15 protein-coding genes are annotated in these 20,668 nt (G+C 38.8%); 1 reads left to right on the plus strand and 14 read right to left on the minus strand.

Features of this window, described 5'->3' with window-relative positions:
• Window positions 1-6: 6 nt before the first annotated feature.
• The 6 genes from QNI15_RS24575 to QNI15_RS24600 are packed head-to-tail and all read right to left on the minus strand — an operon-like array spanning window position 7 to window position 4,402.
• Complete coding sequence (locus QNI15_RS24575; protein ID WP_314034185.1) at window positions 7-768, minus strand: leucine-rich repeat domain-containing protein; 762 nt, start codon at window positions 766-768, stop codon at window positions 7-9.
• A gap of 26 nt (window positions 769-794) precedes the next feature.
• On the minus strand, window positions 795-1,706 hold the full coding sequence (locus tag QNI15_RS24580; RefSeq protein ID WP_314034186.1) for a leucine-rich repeat domain-containing protein: 912 nt from the start codon (window positions 1,704-1,706) through the stop codon (window positions 795-797).
• Window positions 1,707-1,712: 6 nt separating this feature from the next.
• Window positions 1,713-2,501 (minus strand): leucine-rich repeat domain-containing protein, encoded by a 789-nt coding sequence (locus QNI15_RS24585; RefSeq protein ID WP_314034188.1) that lies wholly within the window; start codon window positions 2,499-2,501, stop codon window positions 1,713-1,715.
• Between the two features lie 3 nt (window positions 2,502-2,504).
• Window positions 2,505-2,831 carry a hypothetical protein gene (locus QNI15_RS24590; protein ID WP_314034190.1) on the minus strand — a complete coding sequence of 109 codons (327 nt, stop codon included), beginning with the start codon at window positions 2,829-2,831 and terminating at the stop codon, window positions 2,505-2,507.
• A gap of 7 nt (window positions 2,832-2,838) precedes the next feature.
• A complete protein-coding gene (locus tag QNI15_RS24595) occupies window positions 2,839-4,098 on the minus strand; it encodes a leucine-rich repeat domain-containing protein (RefSeq protein WP_313994545.1) in 1,260 nt (419 codons plus the stop codon).
• A gap of 7 nt (window positions 4,099-4,105) precedes the next feature.
• On the minus strand, window positions 4,106-4,402 hold the full coding sequence (locus tag QNI15_RS24600; RefSeq protein ID WP_313994542.1) for a hypothetical protein: 297 nt from the start codon (window positions 4,400-4,402) through the stop codon (window positions 4,106-4,108).
• 368 nt (window positions 4,403-4,770) lie between these two features.
• On the opposite strand from QNI15_RS24600, the gene QNI15_RS24605 reads away from it, so the two are divergent.
• On the plus strand, window positions 4,771-5,103 hold the full coding sequence (locus QNI15_RS24605) for a hypothetical protein (protein ID WP_314034192.1): 333 nt from the start codon (window positions 4,771-4,773) through the stop codon (window positions 5,101-5,103).
• 246 nt (window positions 5,104-5,349) lie between these two features.
• On the opposite strand, the gene QNI15_RS24610 is transcribed toward QNI15_RS24605, so the two are convergent.
• The 8 genes from QNI15_RS24610 to QNI15_RS24645 form a co-directional block, all read right to left on the minus strand.
• A complete protein-coding gene (locus tag QNI15_RS24610; protein ID WP_314034195.1) occupies window positions 5,350-7,245 on the minus strand; it encodes a beta-1,3-glucanase family protein in 1,896 nt (631 codons plus the stop codon).
• A 333-nt stretch (window positions 7,246-7,578) separates the two neighbouring features.
• Window positions 7,579-9,024: a HEAT repeat domain-containing protein gene (locus QNI15_RS24615; protein ID WP_314034197.1), complete on the minus strand. Its 1,446-nt coding sequence runs from the start codon at window positions 9,022-9,024 to the stop codon at window positions 7,579-7,581.
• Between the two features lie 302 nt (window positions 9,025-9,326).
• Complete coding sequence (locus tag QNI15_RS24620; protein ID WP_314034199.1) at window positions 9,327-11,528, minus strand: leucine-rich repeat domain-containing protein; 2,202 nt, start codon at window positions 11,526-11,528, stop codon at window positions 9,327-9,329.
• 99 nt (window positions 11,529-11,627) lie between these two features.
• The gene (locus QNI15_RS24625; protein ID WP_314034201.1) at window positions 11,628-13,820 is read right to left on the minus strand and encodes a hypothetical protein; all 2,193 of its coding nucleotides are present in this window, start codon (window positions 13,818-13,820) and stop codon (window positions 11,628-11,630) included.
• 28 nt (window positions 13,821-13,848) lie between these two features.
• Window positions 13,849-15,060 carry a hypothetical protein gene (locus QNI15_RS24630; protein WP_314034203.1) on the minus strand — a complete coding sequence of 404 codons (1,212 nt, stop codon included), beginning with the start codon at window positions 15,058-15,060 and terminating at the stop codon, window positions 13,849-13,851.
• A 109-nt stretch (window positions 15,061-15,169) separates the two neighbouring features.
• Window positions 15,170-17,443, minus strand: a complete 2,274-nt coding sequence (locus QNI15_RS24635) for a leucine-rich repeat domain-containing protein (protein WP_314034205.1) — start codon at window positions 17,441-17,443, stop codon at window positions 15,170-15,172.
• An 88-nt stretch (window positions 17,444-17,531) separates the two neighbouring features.
• Window positions 17,532-19,805: a leucine-rich repeat domain-containing protein gene (locus tag QNI15_RS24640; RefSeq protein WP_314034207.1), complete on the minus strand. Its 2,274-nt coding sequence runs from the start codon at window positions 19,803-19,805 to the stop codon at window positions 17,532-17,534.
• A 155-nt stretch (window positions 19,806-19,960) separates the two neighbouring features.
• Window positions 19,961-20,665: an SMI1/KNR4 family protein gene (locus QNI15_RS24645; RefSeq protein WP_314034209.1), complete on the minus strand. Its 705-nt coding sequence runs from the start codon at window positions 20,663-20,665 to the stop codon at window positions 19,961-19,963.
• Window positions 20,666-20,668: the final 3 nt, after the last annotated feature.

The following is a 20,668-nucleotide window of genomic DNA, read 5'->3' on the forward strand; positions in this document are numbered from 1 at the left end:
TGAAAATTAAAATGCTATTGTACAGTTTGGTAATAAGGATTTAATCCTCTCCTGCTCTGAATCAGGAATAGGATTGTTTTTAAGTTCTATTGTTTGAAGTTTATTCAGATTGCGGATCTCATCTGGAAGTTGAGTCAATTGATTATCAGATAGAGTAAGCTCTTTTAACTCAGACAAGGAGCCAACTTCAGAAGGCAACCTTGTTAGTTGATTCCCTTTCAAGCCCAGCACTCTCAATTGTACCAAACAACCTATTTTGTTGGGAAGAGTGGTCAGTTGATTTCCTGCAAGATATAGATGCTGCAATTTGTCAAGGTTTGAGATTTCAGCAGGTAGTTCCTTTAACTGATTTAAGGTCAAGGTCAGAGATTCCAAATTTGTTAGCTTACCGATTTCTACAGGTAAACGGGTAATTTGATTTTTAAAAAGATTCACTTTTCTTAATTCTCTTAAACAGCCTATCGTAGCTGGAATCCCACTAATTTTATTCTCTGGCAGGGTAAGATATTGCAGATTCCGACAAAGGAAGATACAGTCTGGAATTTCTTGAAGTGAAACCTTTATGCGTTTTATCTCTGTAATTGTATGGATTTTCAACAGAAATCTGATTACCCAATCAGAATCCTCCGGATCAGATTCGTATTTGTACATCCATGTGTACAAATGTTCAATCGCTTTCTTGAATTCAGTCATACTTATATTCTGAGACTCGGCTAATTGCAAGCCAAGTACAATACTTTCCTCCTGCCCGGATAATAACAGGCGCATGATGTTTTCTTTCTCAGTAGAGTGCATCAATAAAATTCTATTATACAGTCAGGTAACAGGGATTTGATTCGTACTCTTTCGGAGGTAGAAAAAGGATTGTGCTGAAGGCGTAGGCTAGTGAGATTCTTCAATAAACTGATTTTGGATGGCAGGCGTTTCAAGTTGGTATTGTCCAGGGAAAGAGTTCTTAGATTAATCAGATCACAAATTTCGGAGGGAAAGCTGGTAAGTTGATTATTGTCTAACTCCAATCTATATAGATTTGTGAGATTACTGATTTCAGCAGGTAATGCAGTAATCTGATTATCTACTAAATTCAATGTTTTTAATTGAGTCAGGTTCCCAATTTCGACAGGTAAACTACTCAAGTTATTGTAGTGCAAGTCCAGTTCGGTTAGATTAGTCAGTTTTCCAATCTCAGCAGGAAGACTACTCAGGTAATTGTAATGTAAATTAAGTTCTTTCAATTTAGTTAAATTTCCAATTTCAACAGGTAGTGCAGTAAGTTGATTTCCATGCATATTCAGTGTTTCTAACTGTATCAGGTTTCCGATTTCTTTGGGTAAGCTGTTCACATTACTGTAAGATAAAGACATTTTTTTCAGATTAGTCAAGCTACCTATTTCAGCCGACAAACTACTTTGTTGAAAATTGCCATTCATACTTAGGGTTTCTATATTTGTCAGATAGTGTAACTGTTTCCAGGGCACAGCATCTTTGAAACCACATTTTTTCAATCGGAGTATTTTGATTATTTTCCTTGAAAAAGACAAAGAGGAGCACTTCAATGCCTTAGCCAATACATCTATATCTTCTTTGAAGTCAGAAAAATCAATCTGTAAGGATTCCATCAATTGTAAACCCAATCGAATATTTACTTCCTGACCGGATAAAAGCAAGCGAATGATATTTTCTTTTTCAGAGGATTGAGAAGACATAAAAAATCAAAAGGTTATATCACAGTCAGGTAATAAATCTATAATTCTCTCCTTTTCTGAATCAGAAAGTGGATTATTGGATAGATTCAGTCCTTCAAGGTTAGTTAAATTTTCTATTTTAGTTGGCAACCTGCTCAACTGATTATTTGATAGAGCTAGCGTGCTGAGCTGTTCCATATTGCCGATCTCAGGAAACAAACGCTTCAGTTGATTGTTGGATAGATTCAGATGCCATAGCCAATTCATATTCCCCATTTTAGCAGGCAAAAGGCTCAATTGATTATGAGATAAATCTAATTCTTCTAAAGAATATAGATTTTTTATTTCGGATGGAATAATAGTGAGATGATTCTTAGATAAATACAAACGTCTTAAATCTTTCAGCTTTCCAGTTTCAGGCGGTAAGTTACTGAGTCTGTTAGAGGATAAATTCAGAGTGAATAAATTAGTTAACTTTCCAATCTCGGATGGAAGGCTATGGAGTTGATTTTCAGCTAAATTCAATATCGTTAATTGTGTCAAATTACCAATTCCTTCAGGAATACTACTGAGTTCATTACAGGATAAATCTACGTTTTGTAGATTGGTTAGTTTCCAAATTTCAGCAGGCAAACTACTGATTTGATTATTGCTTAAATCCATTGTTTCCAGATTAGTCAAATTACCAATCTCAACTGGAAGGGAAGTAAGTTGGTTTTGTCTTATGGAAAGCCTTTCTAACTGAATTAAATTTCCGATTTCAACTGACAAGCTATTTAAATTACCATATATATCCAGCCATTTCAGATTAATCAACTCTCAAATTTCAGTTGGAAGGCTAATCAGTTGCCTGGAATTTAAATCTAAGCCTTCTGTATTGGTTAAGTAATGCAACTGTTTCCAGGGAATGGGGTCACAGAGATTATGTTTCTCCTCTTGGCCTATTGTGACTAGTTTTTCAACAAGAGACAATGACTTGTCCTGAACGAACTGCATAGAGTTCACCAAGGTGTCGATATCTTCTGTAAAATCAGTTAAATCTATTTTCTGTGACTCTGCTAATTGTAATCCAAGTGTGATATTATTCTCCTGACCGGATAATAACAGGCGGATGATGTTTTCTTTTTCTGTGGGTTGAGTTTCCATTTATAGATTAAAAAGTTATTTTACGATTGGGCAGCAATGATTTGATTCGTTCTTTTTCGGAGTCAGGAAGAGGATTATTTTCAAGATTTAATTCTACAAGCTTTGATAAGTTTTTGATCTCTTCCGGCATTTTACTCAACCAATTATTGGATAAATTCAAAGTTTTCAACTCTGTCATATTACCGATTTCAGGAGGCAAGCAATTCAGTTGATTATTATGTAGAAACAAATATTCTAACTTTGTTAACTCTCTCATCTCAACAGGCAGTGAAGTAAGTTGATTTTCATGTAAATCTAACTGTATTAATTGTGCCAACTTTCCAATCTCAGCGGGAATACTACTGAGTTGATTCGAATATAGAAACAGTTTGTTCAGAGTAGTCAGATTCACTATCTCAGAAGGAATACTCTTCAGTAGATTTTCACCTAAACTCAACTCTGTTAACTTAGTTAGCATTTTTATTTCATTCGGTATACTACTGAGATGATTATCGGATAAATATAAATATTTCAGATTGAGTAGATTTTGTATTTCTGATGGAATACTACTGAGGTGATTTTTAGATATATCCAAATACAACAGATTAAGCAACTCACCAATTTCAGGATGGAGACTCCTGAGTTGATTCGAAGATAAAGACAACTCTTTCAGCTTGGTCAGATTGCCTATTTCAACAGGTATACTCTTAAGGAGATTTTCAGAGAGCCACAGGATTTCCAGATTGAGTAGATTTTGTATTTCTGATGGAATACTACTGAGGTAATTTTTAGATAAAACCAGTTTTTTCAGATTGATAAGATTACCAAGTTCAGGAGGCAATGATGCAAGCTTATTTTTAACCAACCACAGTTCTTCCAGATTGGTTAAATTTTCTATTTCAGCAGGAAGGCTACTGAGTTGACTTTTACCTAAAGACAGTTTTTTCAGGGTAATCAACTTCCCGATCTCAGGTGGTAAAAAACCTACTTGACTCTCAGATAAATCCAGATTTTCAAGTTTCTTCAGATAGTGCAACTGTTTCCAGGGAATGGGGTCACAGAGATTATGTTTCTCCTCTTGGCCTATTGTGACTAGTTTTTCAACAAGAGACAATGACTTGTCCTGAACGAACTGCATAGAGTTCACCAAGGTGTCGATATCTTCTGTAAAATCAGTTAAATCTATTTTCTGTGACTCTGCTAATTGTAATCCAAGTGTGATATTATTCTCCTGACCGGATAATAACAGGCGGATGATGTTTTCTTTATTTCTGAGTTGGGGGGGCATATACAAATCAAAAAGTTATTTTACGATTGGGCAGTAATGATTTGATTCGTTCTTTCTCTGAGTCGGAAAGAAGATTGTTTTCAAGTGTAAGAGGAAGGCTTTGGCCTATTTTTTCTAATCTGCGCTCAAAAGAGTAAAATTCGTAGTGTTGGAGGCATTTACAAACCAGATTGATTGTGTGTCTGAAATCCTCCAAATCAACTTCCAGCGACTCGGCTAGTTGCAAACCCAAAGCAATGCTGGATTTCTGCCCGGAAAGCAGCAACCGGATGATGTTTTCTTTTTCGATAACGTCTGGAGACATAGCTATGAATTGGCCGAAAGTTTATACATACAAGTTCCCTTGCTGAACACCGGAAGGGTTTTGTATTTGCAAAAATGCTACTGGTTATAAACCAGAAAACACCTGAATTCAGGTGTTTCAAAAATACACATCAGCCATTTTATCACCCTACGAAGAGGCGTTACAAAGCATATACAGGTATGAAAATTCTATATTTTATTCGTGATAACTCATAGACTAACTTGTGTTAATTATGTAAAAGTAGCTCCTCTACAACTGTCATATATTTATTCAATCTATGTTTGTTACTATTTGATCGTTTGCGTTTTTTGTATTGATACCAATTTTGGAAGAATATTCGGAACAAAATCCTGACCCCCTAACCTGATATGAACCCCTGGCAACAGACAACAGCATTTGCATCACAACTCTCATCACTGGTATATGAACTTGACTTGTTTGGCAAAGCCCGACAAGCTCTGCCAGATATGCTATCAACTGCGCAACCACTGAACGGATGGACCAAAGCAGATCTGGATTTTTTGGAGATCGTAAACCTCTCCTGGAAATTATGTTTTATTCAGGAATCCCATCAGACTGAAATCGAGGTAACCCTAACGCTCTGGTATGGATCAGAGGAGGTAGGTTATTTTGATGCATCCTTTGATCTGAATGGAGAATTGTCTTCATCCGCTCTGAAGTTTCATATTTCCAGAGAATAGGTTGTGTTGCCCTGAAAACCTAAATACTATTTGGATGATAAATTGGTCAATTGAACAATTGCTGACAAAGCAGCCAGTCGACTGATTCAACGGTTTTTTGCCAGCAATTGCTCTAAAGCCTGTATTGCCTGTTTATCCCGAATTCGTGTCAGATACAATATGGCAGCCTGTTACATCTGTGGCACCTGATATTACAGAAACAGGCAGAATATTAATATTCTGCCTGTTTCTGTAAGCTGATTCTCTTTATTTTTTAACTAATTTTTGTCGGTATATTCTGGTGTTATCTCCTTCTATAATAGCAATATGTAATCCTGGTGAAAGTGACTGAATATTTATGGTATTCCCTGGGTTCTCAACTGCAAGAACTTCTTTGCCCTGAAGATCATAAACCTTAACACGTTTGATTCTATCTAGCCCTGCAATCTGAAACTGCTCTGTAGCTGGGTTGGGAGAAAGTACCAGCTGTACCCGATCATTGACTACACTCTCCAGATTTGCTATTCGAGCAGAGGACTGTCCTGTAATAGTCAGATAATTGAGATTAAAACCACCTGTGGTTGTTGCAATTCCAATTGAATAACTACCTGCAGGTAAAGTTATTGTATGAGAAACAGTTGACCAGTTTTGCCACCCCCCTGTATTGGGAATAGTTACACTTCCTAACTGTGTTGCTCCTGCATCTTTTTCTAATCGGAGTGTAGTATTGGAATTAGGACTTGCTACTCTATAACTTACAGTGTATGAGCCTGTAGCAGGAATAGTAACACTATAAGACATCCAATCACCCGCATCAATCCAACCGACATTCAATCCTCCTCCTGCATCTGTTGTGGTTTCTGTACTAATACCTGACATATATCCATAGTTTTCTGCTTCTATTTTGGATGAGAACGAACTCGTATTGGCAAATCCTCCAATGGTAATTTTTGCACTTATTGGTGAGGATGCATTAATAGTGGAAGATTTATCAAACACATCATCATAACAAAATGCATAAGTCCGTCCATTGTAACTGATATCTGTTTGGTGCCAGAATTTACAGTACCAGTTATAAGGAGAGGTGACATAATACAACGACTCCGAAGAAAAATCCTGTGTAGCACCACTTGCCAGATTCAGATTGATAGCATGTCGGTTAATGGCAGCACAAATCTGAGCTTGTACCACTTTATCCCACTGACCACCAGACGCCAGCGCACCACTTCCCTCCATAGTTTCAATTGTCGTAGGTTTTTGAGCGATTGTAGCCACTTGTCCATCCGAAGTTCGTGTAAATACAAACGCAGACCCAGACACACGGCCGCGCCAAGTTCCGGCATCTCCGGCATTAAAAACCAGATCTGCAGTGGCATATTTTGCCCAGATTGCATCAATATACGTTTTGAAAAAGTTTGCCTGAGCGCCACCTGTCTGAAATGCAGACGTTTTAGAAGGAAAATGGATGATGCCTTTGGTCACATCCAAACATCCCTGAAATTCAGACGGTGCCTGAGTTTGCCACTGAGAAATAATCTGACTATGTGTCTTTTGTTCTCCCACTTTTTTATAAAAATTACTATTTCCCCATACTTCCAGTCCCATGGGGTATTGATAGGAATCAACACGGGTGGTATTAGCCCACAATCCATTGGAAGCATTGGTTAGCTCTATCACTTCATACCGAATGCCCTGATTGGGGTCGTTGGGGTTGGCAAGATTGGGCGCTGCATAGCCAGAACTCGCTCCAAAAAAATAAAGATATAACTGTGATTGAAAAGAAATTAAAATGCGACACCCGGCAATGCCCGGAATAGTAATAGTTTTATTCGGAATTTCGCTCAGTTTTGCAAAACAGTTGGCATATTTACCATTGCCTCCAGGACCCGCATCTCCGTTTGGGATTGGCCCCTGTACAGTGTTATCAGCCGTACTCATTGTGTGTATAGTACTGGTTTTGCAATCAATCCAGGAATGATTGCCATTCACAATTCCTACAACTGCCACATACACATTGGCATCAGCATACGTAGAATTATTCGCAAGCGTAAAAGGTACTGTGGTCTGGCTCCAGGCTTGTGAAGGAAATACTAAAAGAGCCGCAAAAAGTGTTACCACTCTTAATGCTATAAGAGCAGTATCGAAAAAATCGTTCTTTTTCATACTGTTGGAGGGATTTTGCTACCAGGTAGCGTTAAAAAATAAAAAAAATGTAACGCTATAAAAATAACCAAATGTAACTGATTATGGTACTACCTATCCAGAAAATAAAAAGCATGTATAATACAACTTAAAGAGGATATCCTGGCAACATCTGAAATGGCTACTTCTGATAAAACTGCTGGTGAAAAAACAAGTATTATCTTCTTTTATGAATTTGCTGTCAGTAAAAGCCGTCTTGTTTTTACGGATGAGCATAGAAAGACACACACTTAGGTGGTTACTCATGACAAAAATGAAAAGAAAGTCTGTTGTATACCCACATAAACCCACATGTTATTCAGCTGGTAAATTGGTTACTACCAAAAGTGCGGACAATGCAGCCAGTCTGACGGATTCAACTGTTTCTATTTCCAGTAATTGCTCTAAAGCCGGAATAGCCCGTCTATCCCGAAGTTGTACCAGATAGGTAGCGGCAGCCTGTCGCATCTGTGGAGCTTGGTCTTTCAGAAACCGGGTTAAAAACTCCCATAAATGGGTAGAGCGTATATTCCAGATGGTTTCCAGTGCCTTTAACCGTTCTTCAACTGAAAACCCAGTATGTATAGCTATGCATACTGGCAATAACTCACTCAACTGTGAATGATTTTCACCCCACAGGCACTTTCCATCCCATCCATATTCCCAGGGAAACCTATTTTGTTCGTAATCACTTACAATCAGGCTGCAACAAGCTAGTAAAAGCGGCTCATTCAGTAACGTAGTTCTAAAATCCCGATAAAAATCGCTTCGGGACAATTGATTAGACCGTTCGCTTATGTCTATACTGAGATATCCCGGCTGCATCTCAAAATGCAGAATTCCCAACACAGCCTGAGTTTCTTTATCAGCAATCAGCAGATAGAATTCTTTTCCTCCACCATCACCACCCAGCCAGCGATTATTCCACTCACGTGCAAAGGCTTTAGACAGGTAACATAACCTGGCATATACCCACGAACCCATATCCACTCTCTCTTTTTCCATAGCTTTACTTACAGTCTCTTGCAACTCATACACCAGATCATATCCTGAATACTCCAGATTCAGAGATAGTTCGTCACTTTCTTCCCAGTTCAAGTCTTCAATCAATCCAGTAGCCATGTGTTCTAACCCAAAGACAGGCACCCTGCAAAAATAGCGATCCGTAAAGAAGCCATCCAGTTCTTCAAATATACCTCTGGAGGGAAGATTCTCTACTGATGGTTGAATGTCCGCAAATGCCTGATACTTTTCCAGTGTTACACTATCGGATGGTATCTGAAACCGATACACAGCAACAGGGACATCAGTTTCCTGTATGGGAATCTGCATACCTCTGACAGGACCTTTTTCCCATTGCCCAGTACGGGAATCGATAGTGTTTTCGGACACAATACGAAACCCTTCCGGAAATCGGGCCACATACCAAGCAAACGGATCGGTTTCTTTTCCCAACGGACCCACATAACACACAAATACATCGCCGACTTTTGTACACTGGTAGTGGTGAATGCAGTACAGCGATCGGGGTTGAATAGATATGTCCTTTACCCATTCTTCCGAAAGAAGATGTATACGGGAATGCCGCTTGTTGCCAATATGATACAAGGTTACCAAATCATAGACTTTCAATTGTATGGACTTTTTCCAATACCTGTCGAAAACGGCTTCAGTATATTCGGCCAGCAATGCCTCATATTCCAATTGAATATATGACTCTATGAATGAAACAATATCAGATGAAACAGTTTGGTTAGTCATATACTAAGGGTTGTTGAACAAAATAGCTGATCGGAATTCACGACAAAAGTTTTCTTGCGCATAATTCTATGTAAGCCAACACTTGCGGTGAATTCCGATCAGATTTTATTTTTGCGGTGAGTTATGCGCAAAACAAAAAATGATCGGAATTCAGGTCAAAGCCAAAATTGATCGGAGTTATAGGCAATCTCTTCATGAATCAGACAAGCTGGATTCCTTTCCCTGAAAATAGTTTGCCGTGAACTATGCGCAATGCAAACATACATTTTACAGATATATTAGTGAGTTTAGTACCTCTCAGGCTACTCATCAAAAACAACTTGCAGTTGAGGTACATCCTGCTGCAACTTTTCCAGGTTGGCTTTTGCCTGTTCCTGTAAAGAGGCATTACTTTTAGCTAGATACAGTGTTTTCAATCCTGTAAATGATTTCAACGGATTCTTTTTCTTTACAAAATCGCTTATTTGTATTTTTAGTCCTTCCACTTTCTCCAAACTTGCCTTGCTGGAAGTGAGTTTATCCAGTGGCAACCAGGACCAGTTCAAAATGGTATTCGTACTCTGTGACTGCAAAGCAAAGTCGGCATCTTCAATACTGGTGGTGAGTAAGTGATACAAACAGTCTTTCGAAATCGTTTCAGATTGTATCATATCTTGGTGTTCTTTGCTACAAATGGAATAGTATTCTTCAAAATGGAATTGAAGAATGGTTCTGGCCAACAACGTTTTGTCAACTTCGGGTGATTTCCACAACAATCGAATGATTTTTAGATAGTCAGTCTTCATTCGAATACGTTTGACCACTGCAACAATTTCAGCAGATGCATATTTTTCCAACACAGTCATGGCTTTCTTTTTGACTTTGCTGTCCAGCTCTTTCTGCAAAACCACCAACACCAGTGTATACAAAATAGACTCTGGCAAACCACCCTGATTGATCATTTCTAGTGCTAATTGAATATTGGCTGGATCAACACTAATCAACAGACGAGTCAGATTGGCTTGAGTATTCTCATCGGATTCTTTCAGGAAAGGAATATCCAGCTTTTCCAGATAGGATTTTAGTTGTGATCCTGTCACCAGAGGCAGTTTTGATTGGAGTACGAGTTGTACTTGTTCTTCAGAAATACCTTTGCCAATGAGAATGTGGGTGGTTTTCTCTGTCAGTGTGCTTTCTAATTGAATATTGTGTTTTTTACATTTTTCTTTCAGTTCTTTGGTACTTATGCCATCCACTGTACCAAACAAACAAATACCACCCAAGGATAACACTTGTGATTGTTCAAATGGATTGGTAATTTTCTTTTCAAGTACAATAAGGGTATTTCTGACTACAGCAGGGATTTTTACATTTAGCAAAGGAAGCAACTCTGAACCAGAAACATCGTTCAGATAGTCTTCATTCATACAGAAAACGGCAACTATTCGCTTTTTTTCTTCCTCCGAGTACGTGTCTTGCCTTACATATTTGAGCAGGCTTATCAAAGGGGCCCCGTCCTTTACTTCACTTTGAGGCATATTTACATGAAAACCTGTGAGCTTATCCAGAAAAATCAGCTCAACGGGAATTTTCTGTAATGCAGTGCGGCCAAGGTAGATATTTTCCAATGCCTGAAAATCACCGATTCGGGCAGGAAGCTGCGTAACTGTACAACTGCCTATATTCAGTGATTGCAAGGTCTCCGGATTAACGCAGGTTAGTATCTGATCCAGGTCGATTGTTTTGTTGCCGTTTAGTGTAAGATGTTTGACTTGAGGCAAATATCCTGGCAAATGGACAATACTGTTGTTTTCCAAAATGAGTGTGTGCAGGTTTTCACAATGTATTAAAGCTGGAGGCAACTGCCTTAGATTCAGGTTTTGAAAGATTACCTTATGAAGATTAATTGCCTTAGGTAAACCACCCGTATTTTCTGGAAACGCAATGGCCTTAGCTGGATTCAATGGTGAATTATGTATGGATGAGACCTCGCATTGTTGCAGGTTGGGCAATTGCATCAAATTGTTTATCACTTGCGTTACCAACTCAGGCTCAGGATACTCCCAGATTTTCAGACTGAATTTTGTAAGCTTTTGAAGTGACAGAAACAGATCCTCAGAAACGGGCGACGAATGCTTTATTTCAATATCCAGTACTTTCAGATTCTCCAGTTGGTTTAGCCGAGCAAACACATCCAGTGGTGGGTTACTCTCAGGAACTTGGAAAGTTACCGAAATATCCAATTGGGTTAGTGATTTCACAGAACTTAATAGTTCCAGAAATCGGATGTCTGCTGCTAGTGTTTGAGGCGAGAAATTAAAATCAGCAACCTTGATGGCGGTCAGTGAAGGCTTTGAAACCAGCTTATCAAATACATCACAAAAGGGATGTGTTTTTTGGTGAGCCCATCGGTATTGAACTTCTATTGACTCAATAGCGGAGAGCCTCTCCGCCTCTTGCGGACTTATTATCTCTTTCTCAGAACCAAAGTAAAGCGAGTTTTTTAAATGACGGTTATTTTTCATAGGGTGTTATCAAAACTAAATTTAAAAGCTATCTTCTGATCATCAGTGTCACAAGCCCGGCAAAAATGCCTGGCTGAAAGGTGCTACTCAGCACTATTTTTAACTAAAAACCACCTTAAGGTATGGAAGATCTTGTTGCAACTTTTCCAGGCTGGCTTTTGCTTGTTCCTGTAAAGAGGCATTAGTATTTGTCAGACACAGCGTTTTCAAGCTCGTAAATGATTTCAACGGTTTTTTTTTCTTTGCAAAATCACTGATGTGTATTTTTAGCGCTTCTATTTTATCTAGGCTGGCTTTACTGCTGGTGAGTTTGTCCAGAGGAAACCATACCCAAGTGAGAATTCCGTTTGTGTCTGTTTGTGATTGTAAAACCAGATCTGCATCTTCCACACTATTTTTAAGTAAACTATACAGATTGTTTTTGGGAATTCCAACAGATTGTACCTGTTGAAACTCCTCACTGCAAATCATAAAATTTCCTGATAATTCTAATTGAAGAATAGTTCTGGCCAGCAGCGTTTTATCAATCTCAGATGATTTCCACAATAATTGAATGATTTTCAAATAGTCAGTCTTCATTCGAATGCGTTTGACTACTGCAACAATTTCAGCAGATACATATTTTTCCAACATAGTCATGGCTTTCTTTTTGACTTTGCTATCCAGCTCTTTCTGCAAAACCACCAACACCAATGTATACAAAATAGACTCTGGCAAACCACCCTGATTGATCATTTCCAATGCCACTTGAACATTGGCTGGATCAACGCTGATCAGCAAACGGGTCAGATTGGTTTGTGTATGTGTATCAGATTTTTTCAGGAAAGGAGTATCCAGCTTTTCCAGGTAGGATTTTAGTTGTGTTCCTGTCACCAGAGGCAGATTGGATTGCTGCATCTGTTTGATCTGTTCTTCGGTAATGCCTTTGCCAATGAGAATGTGGCTGGTTTTATCTGTCAGTGTGGTTTCAAGCTGAATATTGTGTTTTCTACATTTCTCTTTTAATTCTCTGGTACTCATTCCTTCTACTGATCCGAACAGGCAAATACACAATGAACAAGGGTCTGAAGTAGCCCCAATCGAATCAGCAATCTTCTTTTCCAGAAGAGCCAGGACATTCTGGGCAATGGTGCTTTGTGAAATCAGCAACAACGGAAGAATTATTGAAAGGGGAACAGAGTCCAGATAGTCGTTTTTCTTAAAATAGATGGCAACACCTGCTTTTTTTTCTTCGTCAGTAAACGAATAGATTCGTAAATGAGAAAGAAAGTTAGAAAAGGGGCTGTTAGTATAAATTTGAATCTTTTGATATACCGCGGAGAGATTTGTAAGTTTATCCAATAGGCCTATTTCTATCGGAAGTTTTTTTACAGGATTGCCACCAAGATCCATTTTTTTTAATTTACGAAACTGGCCAATACGGACAGGTAGTTCGGAAATAGAACAATTCCTTAACTCAAGTGACTCCAATTCTTCTGGATTAAGACAACTCAGTACCTGGTCCAGATCAATTCCAGTATTATCTTCCAGATTAAGTTCTTTTACATTCAGCAAACAACCAGGTAATTGACCCAGGTTCAGGTTTTTAAATGTGACATTCTGCAGATTTGCTCCTTTAACGGAACTGTTGTGACTTTTGGGAAATACAATGAGGTTGCCAACTGGTAAAGACTGATTATACATTCCTTTCACACAGATGTTTTCCACCTCCGGTAGGTATATCAGATTATTAATTACTATTCGGACCAAATCAGGTTGAGGCTCATCCCAAATAGTTAGATGGAATCTTTTAAGTTTGTGAAGTGGAAGAAATAGATCTTCAGTAAAAATACATGGAGTACCTACTTCAATATCAAGTGATTCCAGATTGGTTAACTGATTGATAAAGTTGGGTAACAACTTAAAATGGTCAGCAAAACATCTATGACTTCGGTTCCCTAATTTCAGTTCTTTCAGATTTTTAAGTCCTCCTAGAATATCTAGCAAAGATTCATTCTCTGCACTTTCCAAATAGATTCCAATCTCTAATCGGGTTAGTGTTTCAACAGAACTGAGCAATTTTAGAAAACGCATATCCTCCTCCAAAGGTTGTGCTTTCAAAACAAAATTCTCTACCCGGATAGATGTAAGAGTAGACAGGTTAAGTAACTTCTCAAACACATCACAGAAGGGATAGGTTTTCTGATGTACAAAATCATAAAAAATTTCTATCGACTCAATCCCTGAAAGCTTTTCTGCTTCCTGTGGACTTATGATATCTTTTGATGAGCCGAAAAAAAGAGTGTTTTTCATACGGTGTTATCAAAACTAAATTTAAAACCTATCTTCTGATCATCAGTGTCACAAGCCCAGCAAAGATGCCTGGCTGAAAGGTGCCACCCATCACCACTGGGAATGCAGGCTCATAGACAAGTGAAATTTCTACCAGGCTTTTGAGCGTGGCTTTCATCTTCTGACTCACCTGTTCAAAAGCCTCAAAGGTCTGAGGCGACAGGTATTCCTTGTATTCCTCATCGGCCTGTTGATCCCAAAAGATGCAATTACGTTTCTGTATCCTTTTCATTCTGAGTTTTGCTCCTTCCAGAAACTGACCTAATGCAATAAAATCAGGCAAGCCATCTATCATCTCTCCACAATACACAAAAGGAAAATAGGCCATGTCTCCTTCTGAATTGAGTGCTGTACATCCTGCTTCGGTCAGTAGCTGAGCTAGTTCCTGAGTAAAACGGATTGCTTCCCCTAAAGCAGGCCAGGGCAATGTATCAGACAACGGATCTGCACCTTGTCGGAAAAAGCCACTGGTATAAAACTTACCCCCCAACAAGGTCAGGAAAATAGACCAGTTGGGGTCCTGGGAAGGAGTACCTGCATATTGTTTGCCCCAGAGGACTTTTTCTTCAATGGCTCCAAACGTTTCAACAAAAGCATCCCGTTGTGGATTCTCTCCCTTTTCTCTGTCCAAGCTTACGGGGGTGGGTGCTGTCTTTGTCTCCGTTGGGGCAACCACCGAATTGAGTGCGGCTTCATAATCGGCCAGATCTACAGGATCAGCAGGTGGCTGAAACTGGCGAACCGAGAGCAACTTACCTAGCGGCTCAACCCGAATGCCACCCCGCCACTGCCAGTTTCCCACATCGTTATTGTATTTGCTCACAATCCGCCACTCCTTTTCTTTCGTGCGAAAATTTTCGCGTTTGGCAATATAAAAGGAGGCAGAATAAGAGTCACTCCAGTTAGAATAACTGCTTACATAGCACCGAAACAGAGATCCATAGTCTGTATGCTCATATTCTTTGATCTGAAACAGAATACGTGGTTTGACCTGTGCAAGCTTGGCTTCTCCCTCTGTAAACCATGACTCATATATTGACCGATAATTCACCTCAGTCATTAAGTCAGCCCCATACATACGATCAACCTTATCCCGAACTTCTTCGAAGAGTTCATCATCCTGCTCCAGGTAATAGGCTTGCCAGGCAGCATATTCGTTGGCAATAAATTCGTTAATAAAGGCAATGGCTTCTTCCATCATAGATTTAAGAGTAGATTAGTTATATTTCTTGGTTCTATTGTGTCTTGTTTTTAGGTCTGGTTTAATCAGTCTCCTTACCTGATTCACTCTACGATTATTTGCAGGATTATTAAGTGAAAAATACCTGTATTTGAGGTAAATCCTGTTGCAACTTTTCCAGGTTAGGCTCTGCCTGTTTTCGCCTTTCGGTATTACTTCCGGCCAAGTAAAGTATTTTCAACCCTGTAAATGATTTCAATGGATTTGTTTTCTTTGCGAAATCGCTAATGTGTATTTTTAGCGCTTCTATTTTATCCAGACTGGCTTTGCCAACGATAAGTTTGTCCAGAGGCAAACATGACCAATCTAAAACATTGTTTTCAGTTTGTACCTGTAGGGCAAAATCGGCATCCTCAATACTGACATCCATTAGATGACACAAACAAAATTCTCTGATTGAAGCGTCTTTTACCATCTTCTCATGTGTCCGGCTACAAATTGCAGAATATTCAGGAAGACAAATCTCCAGAATTGCTCTGGCAAGCAGCGTTTTGTAAATATCAGGTGCGTTCCAGAGCAAATGAATAATTTTCAAATAGTCGTTTTTTAACCGAATACGGACAATGGCAGCTATCACACTAGCAGGCGCAGACCGTTCGAGTAGGGTCATAGCTCTTTTCTTGATTTTGCTATCTATAAATGTCAAAACCACCAACACCAATGTGTACAAAACGGAATCCGGCAAACCTCCCTGATTGATCATTTCCAGTGCCAGTTGTAGATTGTCGTCGTCGACACTGATCAACAGCCGTTTCAGGTTTGTTACTATTGTCTGATCAGATTCTTTCAGAAAGGGTTTTTCCAGCTTTTCAAGATAGGCTCTGAGGTGTCCGCTTGTTACCAGAGGAAGAGAGGATTTGAGTACGAGTTGTATTTGTTCTTTGGTAATACCTTTGCCAATGAGAATGTGAGTGGCTTTATCTGTCAGCGTGCTTTCAGTTCGAATACCATATTTTTTATATTTTTCTTTCAGTTCTTTTAAGCCCAGCCCTTCTACTACCCCATACAGACAGATACACAGGTTAGAAGAATCTTGGATAGCCCCAATCGAGTCAGGAATCTTCTTTTCCAGAACTGCCAGAACACTTTGGGGAACAGTAGGCTTTGAAATCAGCAGCAACGGAATAATTGTTGAAGCGGGAACAGAGTCCAAGTAATCATTTTTCTGAAAATAGATGGCAACACCTGCTTTTTTTTCTTCATCAGTAAATGAATGATTCCGTAAATGAGAAAGAAAGGAAGAAAAAGGAGCATGAGAGTGTATTTCAATCTCACGACATGTTGTATGAAGGAAGGTAAGATTATCCAGCACACCGATTTCTACTGGAAGTTTTTTAATAGAATTATTGTAAATATCAATTTTTTTCAACTTTCTCAGAAGACCAATCTGGCTTGGCAGTTCCTTAAGCTTGCAATGATTGAGGATTAGTGTTTCCATCATACCCGGATCAAGGCAAGTTAGTATCTGACCTAAATCCAATGTTTTATTATGGGTGATTTCCAATTTTTTTATCTTACACAGACACTCTGGAAATGTCGTAATGTAATTCTTACCAATTGTCAGTTCTTCCAGATTTTCACATCTGGCTAATCCAGTTGGCAACTGTCCCAAATCCAGATCGTTAAACTTCACTATGCGGAGTTGAGGTAAACTCATAAACTCTCTATTGTCTTCTGCAAAAAAAATTGGTTTGCCTCTTCGAGGCTTGTCATAGTTATAGTAACCAAAAACGTAGCAACTTTTCAGGGCAGGTAATAAAAATAAATTTCGCATCAGGGTTCGAACTGTAGCAGCAGCAGGAGGGTCTGAAATATACATCGTGAATTTTTGTAGTTGCTGGAGAGAGACAAAAGATTCTTCAGCCAAAGGGACTGGCTCCTGCATACTGATGAAAAGCTCTCGTACACTACTCAGCTTATTGACAAAATCAGGTAGACGTTTCAAACGGGATGCAGGTTTGGGCCACTCGTTTCTTGGGATATCTCCACGCAAAATCAATATGAGTTCCTGCAGATTTTGTAATTCTACCAGTGGATCAAACAAATGTTCCTGATCCTCCAGCTGGCAGTTGATATCTATCTTTAGAAAAGTCAGTGTTTTGATTGAGCCAATTGCTTGGATCAATCGTCTGTTGAGATCAAGCGTTTCTGCACTCACTCTAAAATCCCAAAGTTCCAGTTTTTTCAAGGAAGTCAGAGAAATCAACTTTTCAAAAGTATCACAAAAGGAATCTGTCAGAGGCAAATCACATGAAAGTTCTACAATTCTCATACTAGAAACTTCTTTGAGTTGCTTTGGAGTCATTGTTTCTTTTTTCAGAATCGACAATAAATCGGATGCCATAGGAGGAATAAAAAATCAAAATGGGTTAAAGAAGGATTAAAAACGATGAGTCAAAACCAACTGCCGGGATAGTGTGTCTTCACTCAATTCAGTTAAAAAATACCTGTAGTTGTGGTAAATCTTGTTGCAACCTTTCCAGGTTAGGCTCTGCCTGTTCCCGTAATTCATCATTCTTTTCAGCCAGATACAGTGTTTTCAACCCTGTAAAGGATTTCAATGGATTCTTTTTCTTTGCGAAATCACTGATGTGTATTTTTAGCGCTTCTATTTTATCCAAAGTTGCCTTGCTGGAAGTGAGTTTGTCCAGTGGCAACCAGGACCAAAAAAGAATTCCATGTCTGGTAATTTGCGACCTTACAGCAAAATCGGCATCTTCTACACTTGTAGTGAGCAAGTAATACAAGCAGTATTTTGAGATTTTTTCAGACTGTATTATTTGCTGGTGCTCTTTACTACAAATGGAGTAGCTTTCCCAAAAGTAAAATTGAAGAATGCTTCTCGCCAATAGCGTTTTATCTATCTCAGGTGATTTCCACAACAATTGAATAATTTTCAAATAGTCGGTCTTCATGCGAATGCGTTTGACTAATGCTGTAATCTCAACAGGAGCACACTTTTCCAGCACAGTCATGGCTTTCTTTTTGATTTTGCTATCCAGCTCTTTTTGTAAAACCACCAACACCAGTGTATACAAAACGGAATCTGGTAAACCTCCCTGATTGATCATTTCCAGTGCTAACTGAATATTGGCGGGCTCAACGCTGATCAGCAAACGGGTCAGATTGGTTTGTGTATGTGTATCGGATTCTTTCAGGAAAGGAGTATCCAGCTTTTCCAGGTAGGATTTTAGTTGTGTTCCTGTCACCAGAGGCAAACTGGATTGCTGAACTTGTTGCACTTGCTCTTCACTGATACCTTTACCAATGAGAATATGGGTGGTTTTATCTGTCAGTGTGCTTTCAAGCTGAATGCTCTGCTTTTTACATTTCTCTTTTAATTCTCTGGTACTCATACCTTCTACTATACCAAACAAACAAATACACAATGAAGAAGGATTTTCAGTCGCACTAATCGAATCAACAACCTTCTTTTCCAGTTGAAAAAGGGTATTTTTGACAAGGGCGGGTCTTTTTTCTGTCAGAAAGGGAATGATATCCAACGCAGAAGCGTCATCCATGTTGGATGCATTGAGAAGTAACAACGCATAGGCTCGTTTTTTATCTTCTTCCGAAAAAGAACGGTCTCTCATATATGCAATAAAATCTGAAACAGGTTGTCCAAATTTTATTGCACTGTTATTGATGGCTTTGTAGATATACACAATATTTTCCAATCTGGCTATTTCTATTGGAAATTTTTGCAAGGGATTGTCTGAAAGATATAGATACTTTAACTGTCTAAATCGACCAATCTGAGCAGGGAGTTCAGTCAGATTACAATTACAGATAGTTAACTCTTGGAGTGTGCCTGGATTGAGATAAGTCAGTATTTGGTCCAAGTCAATTGTTCTGTTACCGTTTAGTGTAAGCTTTTTTAGTTTTGACAAATAACCAGGAAATATTGAAATATCATTATCCGAAATATCCAGTACTTCCAGGTTCTCACATTCTTGTAAAGCAGCAGGTAAGTGTCGTAAATTTAAATTATGAAGTATTATTTTCTGTATACTGACCAGCCTCCTGATAATGGTATATTGTTCTGGTTTTATAATCTCTGTTTCTTTCTTGTGTCCCTCATAAGCACTACGGATAGAAATAGTCTTAATTACAGGCAACTGAAATAAATTTCGCATCAGTAGATGAATGGTGTTCGAAACAGGAGGTTCGGAAAGTTCCAGGAAAAATTCTTCCAGTTTCAGGAGAGTGACAAAAGCTTTTTTGGACATTGACATACTTCCCTTTATTTTAATGTCAAGCCGGCGTAAATTGGTCAGACCATTGATAAAATCGGGCAGATACTTGAAGTGAGATGAAGGTTCTGCACACTCTTTTACAGGTGTACTTTCCTGTACAATCAATTCTAATTGGTTCAAACTTTTCAACTCTGCCAGTGGATCAAACAAATGTTCCTGGTCTTCTAATTGGTAGTTGATATGTATTTTTAAAGAAATCAGTGTTGGGATTGAACCGAGTAATTGGATCAATCGTCTGTTGAGATCAAGCGTTTCTGCACTCACTCTAAAATCCCAAAGTTCCATTTCTTTCAACGATGCGAGAGAAACCAACTTTTCAATACTATCACAATAAGAATCTGTAAGATCTGGACCACAGGTAAGAGTTACTGATGTAAGACAAGTAATTTGTTGCAATTCTTGTGGTGTTACTCTATCTTTTTTCAGAATCGAAAGTAAATAGGAAAACATAGGAAAAACAGAAAAATAAAAATGGGTAAAGGCTTAAAACACGATGAGTCAAAACCAGATTTTGCATTGTGGCAGCCTATATCTGATTTGCTCCTGCATTTGGCTCGAAAGTGGATTGTTGTGCAGATAGAGTTTTGTAAATATTATCTTTGGCCTTAGTATTTACGAATTGCTTCCTTTATACTTTCATCCAGCCAGTTTTCTATCCATTGGAAGAATGTAAATGGCCTAGTGGGATATTCAAAAGTATTATCCCCTTTCTGGGTCACCATTCCTTGTGGGATCGAAGAAATACTGTTACCTCCTGCAATATTCCAGATAGTTCCCCTCAATTCACCTTCTACCACTAGAGCATGACAGTACCCACCCCCATTTTTATTAATCACGATTGCCCCCTCAATTGACAAAATAACAGGAGCAATATGAGACAGCACACTGGGTTTTTCTGTCAGAAGTTTATTTCTGAAAATAGCAATGTGTTCAGACGTTAACTCACGGAAGTAAGTAAGCTCTCCATAGCCAGTCTCTTCATTTAAGTATTCATCACCAAACCAACGGTCTGGATCATTTGAAAAATGCCTGGTGTAGCTTACCAACTCTTTAGGATTAAGTAACCTATATCCTGGTCCAGCACCCCAGCCGATATGTAAAAGAAAATTGCGGTAATCCTGAGGTAGCTGTATACCGAATGTTTGTTCCAGTTGCAGAAGTTCCACCTCAGAAACCGGATAAGATTTGTACTCATGCCCGTGTTGTTGTTCGTTTACAAACCAATCTGCTCCGTGTATTTTCCGCTTTTTGTCTACTTGTGACAAGTAGTGTAATTTCTCTTTCAATTGAGCAATTGTAACTGTTGACATGCC

It is taken from the genome of Xanthocytophaga flava, from assembly GCF_030068545.1.
GTDB lineage: Bacteria > Bacteroidota > Bacteroidia > Cytophagales > 172606-1 > Xanthocytophaga > Xanthocytophaga flava.

What these genes read in the sequence shown, in the direction of transcription:
- QNI15_RS24605 (WP_314034192.1), top strand. Translation starts at nt 4,771, where the DNA reads ATGAACCCCTGGCAACAGACAACAGCATTTGCATCACAACTCTCATCA.
- QNI15_RS24590 (WP_314034190.1), bottom strand. Translation starts at nt 2,831, where the DNA reads ATGGAAACTCAACCCACAGAAAAAGAAAACATCATCCGCCTGTTATTA.
- QNI15_RS24600 (WP_313994542.1), bottom strand. Translation starts at nt 4,402, where the DNA reads ATGTCTCCAGACGTTATCGAAAAAGAAAACATCATCCGGTTGCTGCTT.
- QNI15_RS24635 (WP_314034205.1), bottom strand. Translation starts at nt 17,443, where the DNA reads ATGGCATCCGATTTATTGTCGATTCTGAAAAAAGAAACAATGACTCCA.
- QNI15_RS24620 (WP_314034199.1), bottom strand. Translation starts at nt 11,528, where the DNA reads ATGAAAAATAACCGTCATTTAAAAAACTCGCTTTACTTTGGTTCTGAG.
- QNI15_RS24575 (WP_314034185.1), bottom strand. Translation starts at nt 768, where the DNA reads ATGCGCCTGTTATTATCCGGGCAGGAGGAAAGTATTGTACTTGGCTTG.
- QNI15_RS24595 (WP_313994545.1), bottom strand. Translation starts at nt 4,098, where the DNA reads ATGCCCCCCCAACTCAGAAATAAAGAAAACATCATCCGCCTGTTATTA.
- QNI15_RS24625 (WP_314034201.1), bottom strand. Translation starts at nt 13,820, where the DNA reads ATGAAAAACACTCTTTTTTTCGGCTCATCAAAAGATATCATAAGTCCA.
- QNI15_RS24580 (WP_314034186.1), bottom strand. Translation starts at nt 1,706, where the DNA reads ATGTCTTCTCAATCCTCTGAAAAAGAAAATATCATTCGCTTGCTTTTA.
- QNI15_RS24640 (WP_314034207.1), bottom strand. Translation starts at nt 19,805, where the DNA reads ATGTTTTCCTATTTACTTTCGATTCTGAAAAAAGATAGAGTAACACCA.
- QNI15_RS24615 (WP_314034197.1), bottom strand. Translation starts at nt 9,024, where the DNA reads ATGACTAACCAAACTGTTTCATCTGATATTGTTTCATTCATAGAGTCA.
- QNI15_RS24645 (WP_314034209.1), bottom strand. Translation starts at nt 20,665, where the DNA reads ATGTCAACAGTTACAATTGCTCAATTGAAAGAGAAATTACACTACTTG.
- QNI15_RS24610 (WP_314034195.1), bottom strand. Translation starts at nt 7,245, where the DNA reads ATGAAAAAGAACGATTTTTTCGATACTGCTCTTATAGCATTAAGAGTG.
- QNI15_RS24630 (WP_314034203.1), bottom strand. Translation starts at nt 15,060, where the DNA reads ATGATGGAAGAAGCCATTGCCTTTATTAACGAATTTATTGCCAACGAA.